Annotated in this window: 16 protein-coding genes; all 16 read right to left on the bottom strand. The window is 40.9% G+C overall.

The features are described from left to right. Positions 1 to 18: 18 nt before the first annotated feature. A complete protein-coding gene (locus tag ACPUEN_RS00710) occupies positions 19 to 420 on the bottom strand; it encodes a hypothetical protein (RefSeq protein WP_425637923.1) in 402 nt (133 codons plus the stop codon). Then, positions 417 to 3,587 (bottom strand): type I restriction endonuclease subunit R, encoded by a 3,171-nt coding sequence (locus ACPUEN_RS00705; RefSeq protein ID WP_425637922.1) that lies wholly within the window; start codon positions 3,585 to 3,587, stop codon positions 417 to 419. The genes ACPUEN_RS00710 and ACPUEN_RS00705 overlap by 4 nt, the downstream gene beginning before the upstream one ends. Continuing rightward, positions 3,588 to 4,961 carry an ATP-binding protein gene (locus ACPUEN_RS00700; RefSeq protein ID WP_425637921.1) on the bottom strand — a complete coding sequence of 458 codons (1,374 nt, stop codon included), beginning with the start codon at positions 4,959 to 4,961 and terminating at the stop codon, positions 3,588 to 3,590. 32 nt (positions 4,962 to 4,993) lie between these two features. Continuing rightward, positions 4,994 to 6,487, bottom strand: coding sequence for a P-loop NTPase fold protein (locus tag ACPUEN_RS00695; protein WP_425637920.1), 1,494 nt, complete (start codon positions 6,485 to 6,487; stop codon positions 4,994 to 4,996). A gap of 11 nt (positions 6,488 to 6,498) precedes the next feature. After that, complete coding sequence (locus tag ACPUEN_RS00690; protein WP_425637919.1) at positions 6,499 to 7,980, bottom strand: restriction endonuclease subunit S; 1,482 nt, start codon at positions 7,978 to 7,980, stop codon at positions 6,499 to 6,501. Then, positions 7,973 to 9,637 carry an N-6 DNA methylase gene (locus tag ACPUEN_RS00685; protein WP_425637918.1) on the bottom strand — a complete coding sequence of 555 codons (1,665 nt, stop codon included), beginning with the start codon at positions 9,635 to 9,637 and terminating at the stop codon, positions 7,973 to 7,975. The genes ACPUEN_RS00690 and ACPUEN_RS00685 overlap by 8 nt, the downstream gene beginning before the upstream one ends. A 618-nt stretch (positions 9,638 to 10,255) precedes the next feature. Next, positions 10,256 to 10,843 carry an RloB family protein gene (locus tag ACPUEN_RS00680; RefSeq protein ID WP_425637917.1) on the bottom strand — a complete coding sequence of 196 codons (588 nt, stop codon included), beginning with the start codon at positions 10,841 to 10,843 and terminating at the stop codon, positions 10,256 to 10,258. After that, complete coding sequence (locus tag ACPUEN_RS00675) at positions 10,821 to 12,131, bottom strand: AAA family ATPase (RefSeq protein WP_425637916.1); 1,311 nt, start codon at positions 12,129 to 12,131, stop codon at positions 10,821 to 10,823. The genes ACPUEN_RS00680 and ACPUEN_RS00675 overlap by 23 nt, the downstream gene beginning before the upstream one ends. Positions 12,132 to 12,681: 550 nt before the next feature. Continuing rightward, on the bottom strand, positions 12,682 to 12,867 hold the full coding sequence (locus ACPUEN_RS00670) for a hypothetical protein (RefSeq protein ID WP_425637915.1): 186 nt from the start codon (positions 12,865 to 12,867) through the stop codon (positions 12,682 to 12,684). Between the two features lie 125 nt (positions 12,868 to 12,992). Next, positions 12,993 to 15,419: a TonB-dependent receptor domain-containing protein gene (locus ACPUEN_RS00665; protein ID WP_425637914.1), complete on the bottom strand. Its 2,427-nt coding sequence runs from the start codon at positions 15,417 to 15,419 to the stop codon at positions 12,993 to 12,995. A gap of 7 nt (positions 15,420 to 15,426) precedes the next feature. Next, positions 15,427 to 16,686 (bottom strand): HTTM domain-containing protein, encoded by a 1,260-nt coding sequence (locus ACPUEN_RS00660; protein ID WP_425637913.1) that lies wholly within the window; start codon positions 16,684 to 16,686, stop codon positions 15,427 to 15,429. Between the two features lie 94 nt (positions 16,687 to 16,780). Next, on the bottom strand, positions 16,781 to 17,851 hold the full coding sequence (locus ACPUEN_RS00655) for an imelysin family protein (RefSeq protein ID WP_158530607.1): 1,071 nt from the start codon (positions 17,849 to 17,851) through the stop codon (positions 16,781 to 16,783). Positions 17,852 to 17,900: 49 nt separating this feature from the next. After that, positions 17,901 to 19,052: a DUF4856 domain-containing protein gene (locus ACPUEN_RS00650; protein ID WP_425637912.1), complete on the bottom strand. Its 1,152-nt coding sequence runs from the start codon at positions 19,050 to 19,052 to the stop codon at positions 17,901 to 17,903. A 1,251-nt stretch (positions 19,053 to 20,303) separates the two neighbouring features. Then, entirely contained in the window at positions 20,304 to 20,987 is a 684-nt protein-coding gene (locus tag ACPUEN_RS00645; RefSeq protein WP_425637911.1) for a hypothetical protein, read from the bottom strand. A gap of 82 nt (positions 20,988 to 21,069) precedes the next feature. Then, positions 21,070 to 21,531: a hypothetical protein gene (locus ACPUEN_RS00640; protein WP_425637910.1), complete on the bottom strand. Its 462-nt coding sequence runs from the start codon at positions 21,529 to 21,531 to the stop codon at positions 21,070 to 21,072. A gap of 97 nt (positions 21,532 to 21,628) precedes the next feature. After that, the gene (locus ACPUEN_RS00635; RefSeq protein WP_425637909.1) at positions 21,629 to 22,045 is read right to left on the bottom strand and encodes a zincin-like metallopeptidase domain-containing protein; all 417 of its coding nucleotides are present in this window, start codon (positions 22,043 to 22,045) and stop codon (positions 21,629 to 21,631) included. Positions 22,046 to 22,047: the final 2 nt, after the last annotated feature.

Raw genomic sequence — 22,047 nt, 5'->3', positions numbered from 1 at the left:
GGATTCTCAGGATCAAACTCACCCTCGTAAAATTTCCCATTTATCCTTATAATCAAGAATTTTACCCTTCATTATTCGTTTTTGCCCACTGAAGTCTGTCAATAGTGTTACTACATCTTGGCTTGGAACAATAAATATTTCTGGTATTACTCCAACCTCATCAAACTTATTGTTATAAACAACAAACACTATAAAGTGATTGTCTCGCGCTATTACATTGTTGACTATTAATGATGAGTATCCTCTAACCGATTTAACATCGATAGATAAAGTTTTTTGATCGTTAAGGACTACTCTGATATCAATTGATTTTTTATTTCCTTGACTTATGTACGCCTCTAATCCTAGTCGATATAATTTATGGAGAACCAAGTATTCACTGGCAATTCCTGTATTAAATGCATTTGCTCTTTCTATCATCTCTGATACTTCTTAAAATTCTCTGCCTGCTCAAAGATCTCCTTATACACTTCATCCCGATCTACAGGAGGATAATCGTTTTCTGCCAATAGAATAATCAAATCCACCTTCAGCTCTGCTTTGATATCATCCCGCTTGCTCCAGTCGGTGTACTTGGCTTTGTCGTCTACCACATCTTTGACCAACTGAGCCAGGTGAACCAACTTATCTTCCGGATAGACAAAATCATACTTTCTGGCTAGTTCCTTCAGTATATCATAAAAAGCCTTTTCCTCGAAATCAATCCCCAGTTCAGCAAAGGATTCCTTCTCCTTTTTCATGGCATAGTACAAGTCAATAATCTCATTGGTGAAGTCTTCCAATACTTCACTCTGAAGGACATCTGCTTCCTTTCGCTCATTATACTTCTCTACCAAATGCTGCATCTTTTTGGAGAAATCCACTCCCTTTACCTTATTGATCCGCTTGAAATCATCGATAGCTTTGGCCAACAACTTTTGTAGCAACTTGATCTTGGTATGTGGCAACTTGATCTTATCGATCTTGGCCAGATAGTCTGCCTCGAAAATATCCACCTCTTTCTGGTCGTCTTCTCCCAACTTAAAAATCTCTTCTACTCCTTCGCTCTGTATTGCTTCCTGAATCATTTCCCGCACTTTGGCATTCATCTGATCTGTATCCGGCGCTTCTCCCTTGGTGAGTTTGAAGACAATGGATCGCACTGCGATAAAGAAATGGATTTTGTCCTTTTCAGCATTGGTAAATGCCGCCGAACCGGAGCAGATATCATAAGCAGCCTTCATCCTCTTGACCAGATTCATAAAGCGTTTCTCCAGTTTCTGGGTTAGCTGAACATACTCGGCTGCTTTGTTCAGGGTATTCAGCTGCTCTAGGGGTGAACCCGTAAAGTATTGCTTGTAATCAAAGGAATGAAAGACGGCATCCAGCAGATCCACATGATCCTTGACCACAATGATGGACTGCTCAATATCCTCAAAGTTCTGGCTGTCAATCGTGGAATACTGCTTCAGTGCCAGATTCATCTGTTTTTTGATGCCAATATAATCCACCACCAAGCCTTTTGACTTTCCTTCAAATTTCCGGTTTACCCGGGAAATCGTCTGGATCAGACTATGTTCCTGTAGGGGTTTATCGATGTACATGGTATCCAAAAATGGCACATCAAAACCTGTGAGCCACATATCCACCACAATGGCAATCTTAAAATTACTTTTGGCATTCTTAAACTGACGATCAAGTTCCTTCCGGTAATCCTGAGTTCCCAAAAGATCCCAAAGATCCTTGTCGTCATCTTTGGTCCGGGTCATCACCATATTCACCCGAGCCATGGGCTTAAGTTCTTTCCGGTCTTTTTCAGTTAGCTCCACTCCTTGCTCTGCTGCCAATACTTCCGCCCAAGCAGGTCGCAAACCAATGATTTCCTGATAGAGCTGATAAGCAATCTCCCGGGTGCTACAAACAAACATCGCTTTACCCAAAAGGGTACTTCCCTCTTCTATCCGAGTTTCGTAGTGCTTCACAAAGTCTTTTGCGATAGCTTCTATCCTTCCAGGATCGCCCAGAATAGTCCGCATCTGGGTGATCTGTCGCTTGCTTTCATCGATCTGGTATTCATTGGCACCGGACTCAGCCACCATGGAATAGTACTTCTCTATATCCTGAAGCTTTTGATTTTCCAGCAACACCTTCGCTGCTCTCCCTTCATAAACAATACGCACCGTGATCTCATCCATCACCGACTCGGTCATGGTATACGTATCCACAATCTCCCCAAACACATCCATCGTCGCATCGATTGGCGTACCGGTAAAGCCCACATAGGTGGCATTCGGCAGGGAATCATGGAGATGCTTCGCAAAGCCAAAACTCTTCTTCACGCCCTTTTCTGTCACCCGAACCTTCTGATCCAGATTGGTTTGGCTGCGGTGTGCCTCATCCGAAATACAGATCACATTGCTTCGCTCGGTCAGCAATTCGGTATCTTCATTAAACTTATGAATCGTGGTCAGGAACACTCCCCCGCTGTTTCTTCCCTTCAGTTCTTCCCGCAGCTCTACCCTACTGCTCACTGACTTGATCACATTATCACCGATAAAACCCTTGGCATTGGTAAACTGCCCGCTCAACTGATCATCCAGATCGGTGCGATCGGTAATCAACACAATCGTAGGACTGGCAAAGTCCACGCTCTTCATCAGCAGGCGGGTGAGATACAGCATGGTAAAACTCTTCCCGCAACCCGTCGCACCAAAGTAAGTTCCTCCCTTTCCATCTCCATGGGGAAGCTGATGCAGCTTGATATTCTCAAAAAGCTTGGTTGCCGCATAGTACTGTGGATAGCGGCAAACAATCTTCTCATCCTTCTTGGAGCTATCTGGCAGGTAAATGAAATTATGGATAATGTCACAAAGTCTATGCTTGTCCAGCATTCCCTGGATCAGCGTGTACATGGAGTCTATGCCATGCACCTTGGTGGAGAGGCCAGTCTTGGGATCGATCTCCTGATCCAAACCTGCAATCTTCCTCCAGGCATAGAAGAACTCAAACGGAGCAAAAAAGCTTCCCGCCTTGGTATTCACCCCATCCCCGATCACGCAAAAGGCATTGTACTTAAATAGATCAGGGATATCACGCTTATATCGGGTGGTCAACTGCACATAGGCAGAATGCAAACTTGCTTCCTCCCGTATGGATGACTTAAACTCAAAAACCACCAGTGGCAAACCATTTACATAAAGTATTCCATCTGGGATCCGCTTCTCAAATCCCTGAATCTCCAACTGATTTACGATCTTAAAAATATTGTTCCCAAGATGCTCGTAGTCGATCAGGGAGATAAAAATATCTTTCTGTTTATGGTCTTCCCGCTTCAGCAGAAAGCCATCTCGCACCCAATTCATAATCGTCTTATTCGTCTCGTAGAGATCCGAAGCAGGTAACTTCTCTAACTCCCGAATAATCCCAAAAATCTCCACTGGAGTAATCTTCTGATCTGCATACTTCTTCTGAAGAAAAGCCTGCAAATCGGCTTTGATCAACACCTCTTCCTTCCCTCTTAGGATATCCTCACCCTTCACATGGGGATAACCCTGCGCTTCTAAAAGAGAGATAAAGGCCTGTTCAAGTTGGGATTCAGTGAATTTCATTTAGTATCCGATTACAATCTTCCAACTTCCCCTCGTTCCACCTTCTCTTGATAGAATTCCTTTTTGTTTAAGCGCATCTAAATGAGCTTGCGTTGCAGAGACATTGATATGTAGTTTTTTAGCAATCTCCCGTATACTGATTTTATTGTTGACATTTATCATCTCCAAAACTTCTAATTGTCTGTCGGTAAGTTGGACGATTGTACCACCTATTGTACCACCTATTGTACCACCTAATGTACCACCCTCACGCTTAAACAAAGTCACCTCCACGCCTCCATCTTTTTCAATAAGTTCAGGTTCGGGAAGTCCAGCTTCTTTACAAGCCTCGATAATCTTCAACGTACCTCTTCCCCAGGCATCAATATAGCCGGATTTAAAGCAGGCATCTGCGATTTTGGGATTTCTCGGTCTGGAGTTATGCTCCACCTTAAGGCTAGGTATGTCCAATCCATGAGGAAGAAGACCTTCATTCCATATGGATAACTTATCATCATATACACGAATCTGGATCGGAGCTCCCATATAGGTTCGATGCACGAGTGCGTTGAGAAGCATCTCCCGCAGGGCAGGAAGTGGATATTCATCCTTTTCCAGGCGATGCATCCCGACAAACTCCACTGGGCGGGTCAAAAACTTATAATTCAGCTGAACCTGAACTTCATTAAGTAGGTGAATCAAATTACCTTCGATTACTTCATGAAACCTCAAGTCTGTACTGTCTTTACCAAAGCGTCCGATTTTCACTAGCACATTGGGAAAGAAGCGACCAGGATCCTTGCCAAACAAAATTAAAGCAGCTCGTTTCAGTTTCCCATGTTCAGTAAGGCGTAGTTTTTCCAAAATCTGAAAAGTTATTAGGCCTGTAGTATCAGGTAAACGCCCCTTATCCTTGCTATCTGAAATATATACATCAAGGCTTCTCTCGTCAATATCATCGATACTAGCTCCTTCTTCAATTACATCATCCCAAGTCTTCCCAGCTTTTTTGAGTAGGAACTCATTCAGTTCTACTCCCGTCAGTTCCATCTTCGTGGTACCACTTCGATAATAATACCTACCTCTAAGGGAAACCGGTACCGAATAGGGATTGACTTTGATTTCTATGTATTTCAGGGAATTCTCTTCCAATAGGTTGATGTCACAGATGATCCCCATGGAGTTACGGATCTTATTGGGGATATCTTCTAGGAGCTTCTGATAACCTGAAAGCCCAACCACCTGGCCATCATCATCCTTCCCAATATAGATGACACCACCGATGGCATTGGCAAAACCGCATACCCATTTTAGGTAATCGTCATGCCAGCTTTGCTTCCATTCTATATTTTGGCGCTCGGTCATTTGGTCAAGTTTGGATTCGCGGATTTTCATTTATTCATAAAAATATTTTGCTGGAGCTTCTTCTACTTTATCCAGTTCAAATCATATTTTTCAACTATATCAAATGTTTTCTTTGTTAGTTTAAATAAGTGAAGACTATCTAAAGAAATTTCATTCCCATTATTAAATGTTTTACAAGTAACATCAAATTTTATAGTTGTATTTCCCGAAGCATTATTTTCTATTGGTTTAATATCCCAATCTAATTTATAATCGTCATACACATAACTTCCAGTTAAAGACTCATTCAGCTCCAATTTCCAATGATGACTTGGGAAAGAAAGAAATGGAATTAACATTTTCAAATATTCAGATCTATAATCTGAATACGGATTGTTTTGAATGTTTTCAGAAATAGAATCTAGCGAATTCAGAAAAGAATCATAGTCAGGCACAATTTGCCTAATTGCTTGATGTACAATCAACAAACGAAAGTCATAAACAGAAAAATACCTGCCATTAATTCTTGGACCTGATCTATTATCATTTACTCTAATTTCTTTATTTAAGTACTTTAGAAGTTTTCTAACTGGTAAACCACCTGATTTATTTAAAGCAAAAATTAAATACATTATAAACCTCACATCTTCATTACTCTTTAGATCATACAAATCATATATTTCTCTCGTAGCCTTTAATTTAATAGAGCGAAACAACTCATGTAATTTCTCCTCTATTTCATAAAGTAATTCAAATGAAAAAATATCTTTTGAATAAAACTTATCTATATATCCCGAAAAATCAACATCCTGCCCATATCTATTCGAGTAAATTTTTCTAATATTATTGATATCACAAACAAGAATTATTTTATCAAAGTCAAATTTATTTTCATTTGAATTATGATCAAAATGAGCTGAAAACACATTCAAAATTCTAAAAATATGATCTGGATCAATTCTATCAAGATCATCAATAATTAGAATTGTTTTTTTAACACCATCCTTAGCCTTTGCCTGAGAAGCAAGTTGACAAATTAATTGAGTGTAAAAATCTTCTTCTTTGGCAGATCCTTTTGTTTGATTTATTTCTTCAAGGAATTTGATTAAAGTTTTTTCCTGATCGCTTTGATTATTCTTATGATCTAATTCAAATTGCTTATAGAGTTTAATTATCTCTCCTGCTACTTTAGCTACTTGTTTACCTATAAGAGGAATTTGCCTAACAAATGGCATTATTATGTTTTCAGGGTTGTTTTGAAGAAAAAAACCAAAAGATATGCTCTTCGGAATAGTGACCTTTTCAAATTCTAACCCTAGGCTTAAAAAATTAAAAAGGATATCATACTTAATTAATTCAAAAATATCTTCATTCGAAGCAACTGAGTAATTAATAGGAAAAAGGTGAAATACCTGATATTCTGATTTATGCCTAACAAAATAATCTTTAAGAAAAGTTGTTTTTCCAGTACCAAAAGGAGCAGAAAAGATGATTCTATGATTATCCTCTTGTTTCAGATGATTACCAAAATTTGATGAACCTCTATCTGTTTTAATCTTGAAGTCAGATTTTTCCATATTGGTTAGTTTTAAGATTTTGAATTATAAATAGGTCTCTTCTCCGCAACCATTGCCAATTTTTGTTCTGTCCATTCATCGAGCTCCTTCACCCTCACCCTCCCACTTATCAGCTCCGGCAATAAATTATCTCGAAGTTCAGTAAGGGTTTTTGTTTCACTTGAGTTATCAGTTATCTTTTTGAAGTAAGGATTTGTTAGAAGGTCAAACTTCTTTAAAAGCTCATTTTCAGGTAGTGCTAAAAAATATGAATTAAAACATGAGTTCTGAACTCTTTGTCTTCCAGATGACCCTACCATATTTTGAATGCAATGGTTTACAAAGGCTTCAAATCTTGCTAAACATGCAATAAATGGTGTTTTAATTTGATTTTTTCCACGAAGGATAATGAATTCAGTTGATCCAAAAGCAGCTTCATCATTTTCTAGAAAATCAACTATTGCTGTCTTTCCGTTTTCTAGACATGGTGTAATCCTAGCCAGTAGCACATCTCCTTGTTTAAATTTAGCCCCTCCACTATATTCCTTCTCAATAAATCCATCAATTGAATACCCAGAGGTAGGAAGTGCTTTCATATCAACATATTTCCTGACCTCTCCCATTTTAATAGATACGAATGGATTTACATGGATTGCGTCTTCAACAGCTTTCACCTTCCACCCCTCAGGAATCCATTTCCCCAGCGTCTCATTAAAGACAAAAGAAGAAGGGAATTTAGCGGCGAGTTCGGGATTGGTGTCGATGAGGCGTTTTGAGTTTGCTTGATGAGATTGCCGCGCTCCTTCGTCACTCGCAATGACGGTACGGTTCGCAATAAGCTGGCGCTTCTCAGCCATCGCCTGCAATTCATCGGGGATTTCTTGATTTGATGCCAGTGCATTATCCATCACCGGATCGAAGTCCACAAACCAGCTTTTAAACAAGGCTTGCGCCATGGCTTCCAGCGTTTGGTTCATCTGTCGGTTTAGCTCGATTTTATCATCCAGCTTCCCTAAAATATGGGCTATGGATTTTTGTTCAGGGAGAGAGGGTATCTCAAGTCTAAGTTTCATTAAATCTGACCCTGTGATTCCTGCAACAGCAACCTGCCTCATTATGCCATACATAGCATTCTTACCTTGGTAGGATGAAAAATAGTAGTATAAAAAATCAGAGTTGCATAGACTTTTATTTGGTCTTGCCCTTATTAAAGATGATTCAAAAGAAGTATCCTCATTAATCCTTTTAACAATTGAACATTTTCCAGCACCTTCTGCTGTTAATGATCTTCTAGCGAAAATTAAGTCTCCTTCTTTTAAGAGAGCTTTTTTAAAATCATTTTCATTGAGCTCTACTCTTTTCATTTCAATATCAAACAATCTCGGATTTGCGAATAACTCACCCATATTCACAATTTTCTGCCCTCTTCCATGAAATTCTTTAGTCTTATAAATTCCATTTCTTACTGGTTCAGACAATAATTCTGAAAAAGAATATTCCTTCCAATCACTCATACCCCAATCCCTTTAAATTCTCCAAAATAGCCTGATCCAGTGATTTGGCTTGTTCCAGTTGTCCTTTCAGCGTGGCAGTGAGTTCAGTCATCTTATCTTCGAAGTGGATGCCGTCATCTTTTTCATCGGCTACACCTACATAGCGACCGGGAGTCAGGACGTAGTCGTTTGCTCCGATTTCGGAGAGGGTGGCAGATTTGCAGTAGCCGGGGATGTCTTGGTAGCCTTCGACTCCGCTCAGGCTGACATCCTGAGATTGCTTCGCTTCGCTACCTATCACCTTACTGGAGTTTGAGGCTTCGACTTCGTTCAGCCTGACATCACTGGAATTACGCCAGTTGTGATAAGTATTTGCAATCGTAGCAATATCCTCTTTGGTGAGTTCTTTTTGGGTGCGGTCTATCATGCTGCCGAGTTGGCGGGCATCGATAAATAGGGTTTCTCCTCTTCTATCGCGGAATTCCTTTTCCGGATCTTCCGGGTGGGGTCTTCTCGACTTATTTTTTGTCACAAACCAGAGACAGACCGGAATCTGAGTGGTATAGAATAACTGACCCGGCAAGGCGATCATACAGTCCACCATATCCTTTTCGATCAATTCGCGCCGTATATCTCCTTCACCCGAAGTGTTGGTACTCATGGAGCCATTGGCAAGGACAAAGCCAGCCGTTCCGTTTTCGGAAAGCTTGCTCAGCATATGCAGAATCCAGGCATAGTTGGCATTTCCTGCCGGTGGCGTGGTGAATCCCGCCCAGCGAGAATCATCCTCGAGTTCGCTTTTCTCCCGCCACTGACTTTGGTTGAAGGGAGGATTAGCCATAATGTAATCGGCTTTGAGATCGGGATGCTGGTCTTTGAAGAAGGTATTGGCTGGCACATCGCCCAGATTGGCTGAGATTCCACGGATGGCCAAGTTCATTTTGGCCAGTTTGTAAGTGACTGCGGTAAATTCCTGTCCGTAGATGGAGATATCCTTGGTATTGCCCTGATGGCTTTTGACGAATTGCACCGACTGCACAAACATCCCACCCGAACCGCAAGCGGGATCATAGATCTTTCCCTTGTAAGGTTCCAGCATTTCTGCGATCAGATTTACGATACACTTTGGCGTATAGAATTCTCCCCCGCCTTTTCCTTCTGCTGCCGCAAAGCGACCGAGGAAATACTCATAAATCCTGCCCACCACATCTTCTTCTTCGTCTCCTACGGTGTCGATGTTATTGATGGTGTCGAGCAGGGCAGCGAGTTTGCTGGGATCCAGATTGAGTCTTGAGAAGTAATTATCCGGCAAAGCGCCTTTCAGCGAAGGGTTGTTTTTCTCTATGGTATGTAGCGCAGTATCCACGATCAGCGCGATATCATCCTGCTTGGAATTGGCTATGACATGGTTCCAACGGCTTTCGGGAGCGAGAAAGAAGACATTCTTCATATTGTAGAATTCCTTCATCTCCAGGTATTTCTCCTTGCCCTCGGCGATCAGTTCGGCTTTTCGTTCTTCAAACTTATCCGAAGCAAACTTCAGAAATATCAGGCCCAGTACTACGTGTTTGTATTCGGAACTCTCTACCGTTCCTCTTAATTTATTGGCTGAATCCCAGAGGGTTTCTTCCATGGACTTTTGATTCTTTTGGGCTGTTTTCTTAGCCATTGGGGGCATGGGTATTAGTTAGGATCCTACTTTAGCATCGGAATTTCTGGCAAGCCAAAAAACTAAGCTTACGATAGATTTAAAAAATTCCGAAATTGATTAAGTATTAAAGATATAAAAGTTCGTCCCTAAGAAAAGGCAATTTGTCACTTTTTAAGCTCAATAGGATATTTAAAAGATTTCTATTAAAGAAATACGCCAGGACAGGTGATTCAAGCTTTCAATTGTGCACACGCTGTGTGCACAATTCTCAGGGTTGGGAATTGTGGCGGGTAACATCAGCCTCAAGAAAAGTTTTTCCTTAAAAGACATCTTTAGGTTCTACTCTACCCTGTTAATCTTGGCAATCTGCTATTGGTTTTCTTAACCTCCTCCTAGCCTTGCCATACCACTTTATTGGTTGTTTTAACCCTTCCACTGCTACCGATATTGCTTTGCTTCCCGGATCACTTGGTTATCGGGATTTAAACATCGGGATAGGCTCTCTCCTGAAGTGACAGGGTAATTGATCCGCCTTTTAATGAAGCTTATGGACAAGAATTAGGTAGTGGATCCCGAATTGCTTTTTCCTCGTATCACTTTCCCGATAGGATTTATGTAAGTTAGATCAGTGGCAATTCCGCCCAATCATCCGGCCTCTAGTGATTGAAAAAAGGAAATCAAATCAGGTATGGTACAATAAGGGTTCCTCTCTGTGACGGTATTTTCCTCTTGCCTGCTATTCATCCTAGTGGCACGCTCCATGGCCAACGGCAGCTTTTCCTTCAACTCAACAAAGTGGTTCAGTTTGGTTTTATGGTATTGAGGCCATAACCTTCTAAGATGACTAAGCGCATCTTCCCCCCGCTGAAACGCCCTTCCGCACTCTTCAAAATGAAGGATAAACCAATGCTCTAAGCAAAGCGCGGTAAAAGAAAATCTGAACCCCTCCGTCTCTATCAACCGGAACGCATCTCTCAACTGCGGCCAGTTGTCATGGTCAAAAAATATCCAGATGTCATCGTATGGGTTCTTTTCCTTTCTGGCTTTTTTCTTTTTTGCGATAGCCTCCCTCACCAGGTCCAAGGGATTCTGTTGATCTCCCTGCGTTACCTCCACAGCTATACTCCTCTGTAGGTTTCTACCCAACTCTGCCCGAAGTGAGGTAGCATACAGTTTCTCAGTCACCCCCTCACATAAAATCAAAATCCGCTTATTCGGTCTCCTCAAGGACATCTTCCTGCATTTTAATCAAAAAATCCACGTCATTGATGATAGGTGTCGCGCCCAATTTCCCTGAAGCATACCATTTATCCAAGGGATTTTCAGTCCGAATCCCCTTGATATCAGAACAGGCGTATAATTCTGTGGCTCCAAATTCATTCTTCTCTGTAAACCAAATCTGATCTCTTCTAAACGCCCCATTTGCAAGTTGGGTAATGTCATGTGTCGCAAAGATCAATTGCGCATTTTTTGGATTGGTCAGGGGATTATGGAAAAGGCTGATCAAGTAACTGGTAATGGAAGGGTGCAGGTTTTTCTCAAACTCATCCACAACCAACACTCTTCCTGTTTCCAATGAATCCAAAATAATCCCTCCGATCACCAACAAGCTTTTAGTCCCCGTAGATTCCTCTTCTACATCAAAAAGCTCCTGCCCTACCAGCTTCCCTCCATCGTACAAGGGATGGGAAGTCTTGATATCGTATTTATAGTCCTCTTGTATTTTTCGCTTGATCTCGTCGGGAACATTATCAGGAAATTTAAAACTATGTGAATCCACTTCCTTGGAAGAAACTGACAAAATCCCAGTGTCCAAGGCACAGATCAATGCATTCAGCTTTCTGGTAAATCCTGAATCCTGCTGTTCTGCCAGGCGCCTTGCATAGAGTCTTTTTAGATTAGATTCATGATCCTCGCTCAAAAATGGGAAGACCATCATACCCTGATCAAAAAAATGATAGGGAGTCAATAAGGATTCAACATTGTTTTCCGATGCTTTCGAAATAAACAGCTGATTGGGCAACAAGAGTTTTTCGATTGCTTTTTTAGCACCTTTATAACCTTCCCCAAACTTGATCTCTTTACCGAAACTACGCTGATACAGGACAGACTGAACACCATTAGGGTAAAAATACATTTCTTCCTTAATCACCTTTTTTTCAAGAAAGGCTAGATTAAATTCATACTTGATGCTGTCCTGTCCATAAAAAACCACGTGTAGCTCCACGGCCTCCTCACGGAAACCTTTGTCTAATAGATGCGGTTCATAGGGTGGTATGGATTGGTCCGGTTTAAACCCTGCTGAATGAACCACCAAATATTCCAAGGCTTTGAATGCCTGGAGTACGGTACTTTTCCCTGATGCATTTGGTCCGTAAAGTACTGCAGTCTTTAACAGCTGGGTTTTAGCAGGTGCTGCAAAATAGTTTGAAGGCAACCCTTTTAATCCCGTCTTCTCAAAACTGATATCAACCCGATCCTTGATAGACCGGAAATTCTGAACTGAAAAATGAACGATCATGGCTTTACGATTTGAATACAATTCTACGTGAAAAAAATATATTTATGTGATTTTAGAGTATAAATTTACGTTTTTTATGCAAATTTTATTCATAATTCACCTGTCCCACGTATTCTCCCACTGCTGAAAAATGAAATTCCCAAGCGGGATTTTATCCAGAGGATTGCCGGGATTATAGGTTTCCATTTGAAATCTGGCTCTGACAGACGGGTTAAGCAACCGCTTTACCGTACTTCTCAAGTAATTTAACACTAAGATTCTCACTTGCTCCCTCCCCATAATCCTCTCCGCCTTTAGGATGATAATGAATAAACAACCTTCATCATCTTTCAGTCTAGCCCGGCTGTCAGTCCACTTTTCTTCGCCAGCGCAGTGATGAAAAGTAGAACCAAGGTCGGTGCAAAGTCGAAGCAGAGCCTAAGGACTAGAACCTTTGGTTATAAATCCTTAGCATGTATGTTATAGTGAGATAGGCAAATGATCTGGCTCGCTTACCTCTAGCCACTGGCTGGAATTTTGCCATAGCTCCTTTTCCGTAGCTTAATTATAGTTACAAGAAGTCCGTTACTACTACCTTCAAATCCCAATCAATCTCCAATACTTCTTCGATACCAAATCGTAAAAGCATCGTAAGTGCATCGTAGATACACTGTATTGCCATTATAGCAAAGGAAATTGAACTCCCAAGTAATTCCCTTCCTGTTCCCTTATGTGTGTAGCTTAAAGATTCTTCCAACTGTTTTGATTTTACCCTGCTATCGGTCCCTCTTTTTATCCCCTTTTTGTTGTTCTACTTTAGATTTTGCGAATTCTGAACCCTGAAGGCACCAATTAGTATCCTTATTTTACAGGAATTCATTTCTAAAAATTGAATTCCAGCGTTAGAAAGAATGTCCTACCGTCTGAAGGGATTATTCCCGGCCCCGGATATCCTGCTGCCCTCCGCGTGAAATACAGGTTGTCAGTCAGATTATTGACACTGGCTTCCAGCTTAATAAACTTGTAACAATATCTCATCGAAAGATCCATGACCTGATAAGAAGGTATAATTCCTTCTACAGCAGATGGCGTCCTGACTGCATTCGAGGCATCTGTAAAATGTTCCTCGACAAATGAAAACTGATAAGTCATATTAAATGCCCCCACTCCAAATGTTGCACCCGATCGGATACTGAATGGAGGCACCAGTTCCACCCTGTTTCCTTCCAGTACTTGTTCCTCCGAGCTTTGGTAACGAGCATCAATCAAAGAAATATTAGTAAAGAAATTAAGCTTATATTTTTCATCCCATTCCAAGACTCGAAGCAAATCAAATTCTCCAAAAGCCTCCAATCCTAAACTGTAGGCATCCGCAACGTTGGTTCTGTATCGGAATATCCTAAAACTCTCAGGGTCGGTTCGTAAAATAGCACCGATCCGATCCCGATATTTCAAATAGAAAAAGCTGACATCATAATTGAATTTCTTGTTTTGACTTCCCCTGATGCCCAAATCAAAATTATACCCTCTTTCATCCTGAATATTTTCATCAACCACCAAATTGGGATTGTTAACCCGGATATCATTGAAATTGATTGAGCGATAGTTTTGTGAAAAGTTGGCATAAAATTCATGGTTTTCTTTTGGCTTATAACTGAAGCCCAAACCGCCAAAAACAAAACTTCTTTTCCTATCCAGCTTTTCAAACACTTTAAAAGTGGAATCTCTCGCAAAACCCGTATCTGGATCAGGCACCAAGGTATTCCCAGCATAATAACCGTTGGCAGCTGTTCGGATATATTCCACTCGGATACCTGGTGTCAGGCTGATTTTATCACTCAGATTAAACACATTTTCGGCGAATACAGAAATATTCCTTCCAGGAAAATCATAATCTGCATCCTCAAGATTTTGGGGATTGAGAAAACTGAAATCAGCATTATTCCCTGCTGAGCCCAATCCTTGTTTTCTGTCTGTAAATCCATTGTAATAGCGACTTCCTATCAAAAATGCATTTTCCTGCTTTCCAAGACGATAGTTATAAATCAGCCTGAGCTCCGAACCGAAGTTTCGGAAATCATCCACAAAGAGATTTCGCTCCAGACCATCATCGACCCTGTCAATTCTACCTAGATTTCCTAGTGCATCCCGACCTCCGATTAGCCCAAAATTCCTGAGGTTGAGTTTAAGCTGATTGTTGATTTTAAAATCCAATTGGCTAGCAAAAAGATTCCAGTTCACCTTGAACCAATTCCTAGACCGGATGGACTGTCTGGGATTTTGCGCAAACAGTGCATCAGTAAGGCCGCCCGCCTGCCTGGCAAGATAATCCATCACCGTGTACTCCAACTTCACCTTAAATCTTTCATTTGGTTTAAAAGAAAGTGAAGTGTAGGCCATCTTGGAATCAAACCCACTGTTTTCCCTCCAACCATCTCCTCTTTTATATTGGAAAAATGAGTAGTAATTCCATTTACCCAAAGTGCCACCAACGCTGCTGAATGTATTCAAAAACCCATAAGAGCCAACCGTATTCCTAAGTACTACTTTAGCCTTTTTGTCCTCCGGACCATCCTTCATTACAAAATTCAATAATCCCCCAAACTGAGTTCCGTATTGTAAAGATGCCGCACCTCGCACCACTTCAATGCGCGCCACTCCCTCGGTAGCTGGAGTATAGTAACTTTCGGGGTATCCCAAAGCATCAGCACTGATATCATAACCGTTTTGGCGAACGTTGAAATGGGAAGTCCTATTAGGATCCAAACCTCTTGCCCCTATCCCCAACTGCAATCCAGCACCATCACTTTCATAGATATTCAGTCCCGGCACTTTAGCATAGATCTGCCGGCTGTTGTTTGTAGCCAAATTTGCAGTGATATTATCCAGCTGAATGACCTCATTTTTTTTAGCTTCATAGATGGCCGTGCCTTCTACTGAGTTTAGCCTTATGATACCATAGGAATCCGAATTGTTACCCTCGACAGTTACCTGATTCAATTCACCGCTGATCTCCTCCATTTCAATTTTTAGCTCAATGACCTTGTCTTTAGGCCCAATAGTTAGAACTCGGGAGAATGTTTTATTTCCCAAGAAAAACACGACAAGGGTATATTCCCCTTGAGGAATTGAGGAAAGCGTAAATGCTCCTTTCTGATCACTTACCGTCTGGAAGGCTGTTCCCTTCAGGTAAACATTGGCTCCGGGGAGAGATTCACCCAAACTTTCCACCGAACCTTTTACCAGAACCTGCGCATGCAAAGGCAGATTGATCAAAATGAAAAGAAGGATAGGCAAAAAGAATTTCATAAATTATTTAGTAAGGTAAAATCCAGGTTTTATGACCAAAACTGTCTTTGATCTGGGTTAGGTCTATATTGGAATCAACCAACAAGCGATTCACTCCGCCATTTAAGCTGACATAAACTTCAGCGCGTATTTCTACATCTTCATACCCTTGGTCAGCCCATCTTTGCTTTAAGTAATGAACAAACTGAAGAATCAGATCCGGCTGTGTTGACATTTGTTTTGCCTGCATCGCACTCAGATGATCGCTTGCATAATCTTCCCATTCTCTGCCTGTCTTTTTGTCCTTGATATGGAAGATGGCATATCCGGCCTTTTCCATCAACATGACCCTCCAGGAAAAGCGATATCCCTGCTCTGTCCAAAAAAGCTTGCCCGGATATAAAAAAGCTCTTAGCGGCAAGGCCATCTGTACGATTAGAAAAACAGTAAAAATGCTCCAGATTAGTTTCTGATAGTTTGTTTTATATAGGGTACGTCTGGAAATGGGATTCAAAAATCCTTTCTGCGAAAAAATACTTTTCAAATGGGACAAGACTTTTTTGTGACTCTTGGGGGAAAAGAAAATAGTTGTGGCAAGAATCATGATAAAGGGAAACATGCCGATCGGAAATAGCAACCAAGTGGAAATATGAAAGACCACAACTGCAATGAATGCATACGGCCTCGTCCTACTGTAAAAAAGTAAAAAAGGAATGCTTAGATCGTAGATTGCACCAAACCAACTGAAGGCATAAGCCATCCAAAGCTCATTCATCAGTCCGCCAACAAGCGGTAAATGGCTATACATGGGGAGCCAAATTCTCAATGGAAGCGCTTCCAACATCCATTCTGGATTCAATTTGGCAAGTCCTGCATAAAAATAAACCATGCTCAAAAGCAACTGAATAATCAATACATACCCATAAGGGATCTGAGTAATTGAGAAACCTTTTCTCCTTGAATCAAAAGAAAATCCTAAATGTGCAGGCATCCATATCATCAAAAATGCAACTAGGCTTACGAAGTAATAATGATTGAGGTAATTGGTCACATCAATCAATTCCACATAGGTAAAGGAAATAAAAAAAAGCACTGCCGATATCCTGTAAAACAAGCCTAGGGTAACGCCCAATGATGTCAATGCCATGATGGTAAAAAGCAGATAAATCCCTGCTTCACCAGGGTTGCTGATCCAGAAAAACCCATAGTAGCTGAAATGGAATTCGGGATCAATGTATTGGGTTTTTATCCAGCCATTTAAGACAAACCTGATAACGCTGATAAACATAATCAAGCCAAAAAGCACCCTGAAATGAATCAAGGGTGCTATTGAAATCGGCTTGTTTATACAACTGTTTATCGATGGCTTCACTTTAACCTAATTAATCCCCATCATTGTCTTGATAAGTAATCAGTACACCTAAAGCAGAGGAAAATTCTGTTTTGAATAGGATGACCAGTTTTTGTAATTCCACGTGGGCAGCCTCTGCAGGAGCCGGATTGGTTCGGATAGTTTCAGCGAGCGGTGAAGGTACCTGATCCAATCTACTGAGGATCAAATCGAATTGATCCGAAATCCGCTGAGCCAACCGTTCATCTTCTCCTGCTTTGATTTCCTGAAGAAATTCATAAAAACCCTTACTATCCTGACTCCCGCCTTTACCATGATAATAGTCCTTCATTCCCGAGACATGTTCCTGGAAAAGAGGAATTGACTGACTGCTGTAATATGCCTCCACATTCCTAGGGATAATCACTCCCTGAGAGCGTTTGCCCAATGGAATGCCTATCCGTGCATCTCTGGTGAATCGTTCCAGATATTGTGACATCGAATTGACCATTTCACCAAAGGATGATCCCACATCAGTACCATCGCTTTGGATAAATTCTTCCTGATAATTACCGCCGGTAGGAAGCCATTGATTATAGACCAAATCCACTTTAGTCAACATAAGCTGACTCACTGTCAAAAGGTATTGCTTTCTATTTTCAGCGTTGGAATCAGTGGAGTATTTCTCAAGGATTCCTTCATCAGAATCTGCAACTCCGTATAGCAGATAATCCATGGCTGGCAAACCTCTTCGGTTTTGAGTGCTGAATCCAGTGAAGGAAAATTCCCCGGATTGAACAGCATTATCAATAGAAAAATTATCCGTTGGGAAAGTATTGAGCTCGGCTCTTAAGGTTTGGGAAAAGGCAGGGCCGAATTCCAAAAAAGAAACTTTTTGCCATGCTGCGTAAGCATCCATAAAATCCCCCCTAAGTGATGTCAAGTTTTCGGCATTCGGTCCGGCGGTGAAATTTTTCACTGACTGATCTAACTTAGAAAGCAAAGAATGCAGGTTTTCATAGCCTGGAATGATCACAGTACTTGCCAGATTCTCCAAAACAGGTCGTCTAGCGGTAGTCTGTTCTATTTTTTCCTCGGCATTGTCAACACAAGAAAGTAACATGCCCAAAAGGCATGTTACCATCAACATAGATCCAAATGAAGAAATATGCTTACAACACATCGGCGTGATCGTTTAGTTCAGGATAAGCGGTCGTCAATTTATTCTTGGCATTTTGCAAACTTTCATTGCTTATTTTCCAAAAATCCCCATCGGTTCCGAAATCGCTTGTGAGAATCTCTGTAATATCACTTTGAGTGATTTTTTTGCGTGGGCTAAACTGGAGAGCACTTACAAAAGTATAAGCTTCAGACAGGGAGTGAAAAAGGTTACCCTGATCGCCTGATGATAGATAGTCCATAGCATCATTAATGTAGTGAACTGCTGTTGCGGCAGATACCAATTCATGGAGATCGATGATTACCTCGACTTGTTCTTTTTTGACAGTATGGTCATTTGCTACAATTGCAGCCCTTCCTAAAATATAGGCATCCATCAGCGGTTGGTTTACATTAAGTAACCCATCTCTGCCGTTGGTATAGTTAGCCCAAAATCTTTTGTATTCAGGCGTTAAAACGGGGTCACCTTTTGGAAAATCAGTAGGTACTCCCCAATAGCCGAAAGCTTCATCCCAATGATGCTCCATCGTCGTGTAATTTTTCCCTTCGACAAGATTATCGTTGTCCACAGCATCGCCGATTTTTGCATCGGTGAGATAAGAATTAAAGATCTGATCGTAAAAAACAGCTCCCATCAATCCTTTTTCTATTAGCTGGGTAAATTCCCAACCCTTCTCGTTTACGTTGACAAAATTTCCGGTATTACCCCTTTCGATCCTTCCTGCAATTCCCTCACCGGCAGCAGTACTATTTGCGGCTACGTCCTCGCTGACTTCAGCTGCATTTGCCATTAACCCCTTGAAAAAATCAATCTGGGCTGCATTGGTTTTGTTTTCAAGCTGCTTGGTTGTAGCCTGATTCAATTCTTGGCTGGAAAAAGGGGAATTGGTATTAGAGTACATGTCCAACAATTTCTGAAGGGAAAGTGCTTGACCCTGGTCTCCGGTCACCAGATAGCTTTTCACTTCAGAAAGCATATTCAAGCGGTCTGTTTGGCCTTGATAATTGACAGTAGATGCTCCATCTCTTTCGAAAACATAAGTAGCAGGTGCATTGATTACTTCATTCTGAGGAATATCATCTTCGATACACGAAAAAGCCAAAATTCCTGAACAGACTATTAAGGAAGCTTGTTTTAGATTCATTGGATTTAGTATTGATTTTATTTAGATTAATTATAAGTTAGCACAAATGTAAAATCCAAAAATCTAAATTCAAATATTATCTAGATTAATTATAAATAAAATTTGGACATACTGGGTTTTGTCAGGAATCATAGGAAGTACCCATGTGAAAAATCAAATGCAACCATTTGAGCTGAATGGACAGCAGGAAAAAATGTGCCTAAATAAAATTGTGAACATTACTCTGGACAAAGATTTTTAGCAGAATAATAGCCCAGAATAAATCAACTAAGAAACATATTCTTAAAGTAAAATAAGGGGCGTTCAATTCGTACATTTCATATCCCTCACACACCTCATACAGTTCGAAGATTCAAATTCGATTCAATTCAATTGAATTGAAATTTTGAGACAAATTGAACCTGTTCGCTAATTCTTCCTAACTGTATTGTAAATAATTGAAAAATAGCAGGATATACCACTTGATTCGCATCCAGTTAGATGATAGGAACCACCAAAGCCTCGTCTTGATAGTCTATTCCGATGCAGAACCAAGCCAGAAAGAGGAATAAACCGTGCGTTTCGATTTTTTTGTAGAAGTACATAAAGGGAATGTTGCTACATGCTCCGGGTTTCCTCAGCATACAATTGTCAGGCATATGACACCTTTCAAAATTCTCCACGAAGATGATAAATGGAATAGAAAACCTTCATCATCATTCGGTCTAGCCCGGCTGTCAGTCCACTTTTCTTCGCCAACCTAGAGATGAAATATAGAACCATCGTCAATCTATTTTCGATGCAGTGTCGAAGGTATAGAACCATTGGTCTACTTCGCAAGTAAATTGAAAGATAGGAATATACCTTAGCAGGCTACGCTACTGTAACTGGCTGGAATATTGCCATAGCTCCTTTTCCGGAGCTTAATTATAGTTACAAGAAGTCCCTTGCTTCTACCTTTTAATCCCAGTCAATCGGCGATGCTTCTTCGATACCAGATCGGACATGCATCGTAGAAGCATCGAAGGAGCATCGTAGACACACTGCATCTACCTTATAGCAAAGGGTATAGAACTCCAGAGTAATTCCTGTCCTGTCCCTTTATTGATCCAGTACTCCTTCGGAGAATTAAGGGCGCTTCAAGGGAGTGATTTTAGTGCCTTAATCAAAGATTTACCGAGTGTTGCCATCGCCTAGCAAAACTTTCCTCACCAATTTTCTCTTTTTATTTTAACGCTACCCAAATCAAATGAAATCTGATTTGCCGGAAGCTCAAACTATTTGGCTTTGCTTCAATTTCTTATTCAAACTGTTGATAAAATTCCTTCTTTCCATCAGCTTATCAAGTTTTGCCTCAAAGGTTTGGATTTCGTCAAGTTTTGGAAAAGTCAGTTTGCCTTTTGCTAAGGAATTGGCGCACAATAGGTTGAAGTAATTATATATCAAAATACATCGTTGCAAAAAATCAGTCTGAACTACCTGAAAGCCAATTTTTCGAGCTGTTCTCGTATTCAGGATATAGCTAGTCCCCCGGATAGTAAGGTTCTTCGAATTTTCTTTTTGCACATGATCAATCAGGTTTACCAAGCCTTCGAGGTACTGCTCCATAATCAACTTGCTTCTTTCTCGGCCTTTGAGGCTCGGATCTATCACAAAGACATAATCAAACAAAGTCCCACCATGAACGATTATTTTCCCATTCTTTGGCTTTTCAGCAAGAAATAAAGGGGAATAATAAACCAAATCCCCGCTCTTTTTCAGGGCAGGCACATCAAAAAAGGGAGCTACTAGTGACAGGGTGATGGGAAGGCCTAAAATCAGGGGAAGAAAAAAGCCAGTGTTCCAGCAAATCAGAAAAACTATCAGCAGGATCAGTACTGCGAAAAAACCTATTCTTACCTGAATCCACACCTGTTCATTTTTAGACTTCAGATAAAATGCGTGTTTCAGGTCCAATATTCAAAAGTTTATAATGGGGGATAATTCAATTACAGCCCAAAACTAGGAAAGGAGTTTCAAAATACCTGAATTTTCCCTTCTATTCTATAATCCGCTCTTCCAAAAGCCAAGTACCCAGGCGGATCAGAACATATACAAAACCAATCAGGGCAAATCCGAATGTCCACCAATAGGTCTTATAAATCCTCTTGGTATTCTTGACATCAAATTTCAATTTTTCCAGTTCCAGCTTTTTCTTCTCCTCCGTCTCAAACCTTTCTTTTTCTTGACTTTCGAAAATCGCTGTAAATGCTCCCTCGTAATAAAAAGCTGGCAAATAATCACTTGCCAAAAACAATTCAGGACTTGGTTCTGGTTCTGGAAAGAACAAACTAGGACTATGAGCTCTCAAGTAATGAAATAAAGCCATCAAATACGCTTCAGGTTTATCAGGAAAAAGAACTGACTTCATATCTTCTATTGAAGCAACTTTTGAATTATCCGCAACCAACTCTTTAATTAAAAGGTCTAGATCACTTGCTGTCTCTTTGGTAAGTTTCATCAGATTGAAGTTGATTGGTTGCTTTCCTGAAAATAAACAATCAGCCTATCTTTAGCTAGATCGCCATGACCAAAAAAAGGGGATTGCTCCCCTAATTCTAAAACGGGGGCTCCATCAATATGTAATCCACCGCCTTCTGGGCTTTGCTGGCAGCCTCTATCAGTAAGTGCTTGTCGTTGCGAAGTTCGCTTAGCCAGTTTTGAATGTAAGCTGCCGAGTTCTCCAGCAGGCTCTGATCCAATATCCCTGTAAGGTTGTTCAGGTACCCTGCTCCCATCTCGGCGATCAACTCCTCACGACTGTAAAATTCTGACGCAAATTGCTGAGGTTCTGAAACTCCTACCCTGTTTAATCTGGATGGGTGCCCTGTAGAATGGCAAATTTCATGGTACAATACCCCGAAATATTGTTCAGCGGAGTCAAACAGTTTTTTCTCCGGCATGGTAATCTGATCCAGGTCTGCCCTGTAGTAGGCTGAGGAACCAGAATGAATCAACTCAGGAGCCCGGAGCATTT

It is taken from the genome of Algoriphagus yeomjeoni, from assembly GCF_049821175.1.
GTDB lineage: Bacteria > Bacteroidota > Bacteroidia > Cytophagales > Cyclobacteriaceae > Algoriphagus > Algoriphagus yeomjeoni_A.
This window is presented reverse-complemented; position numbering and strand designations above follow the sequence as displayed.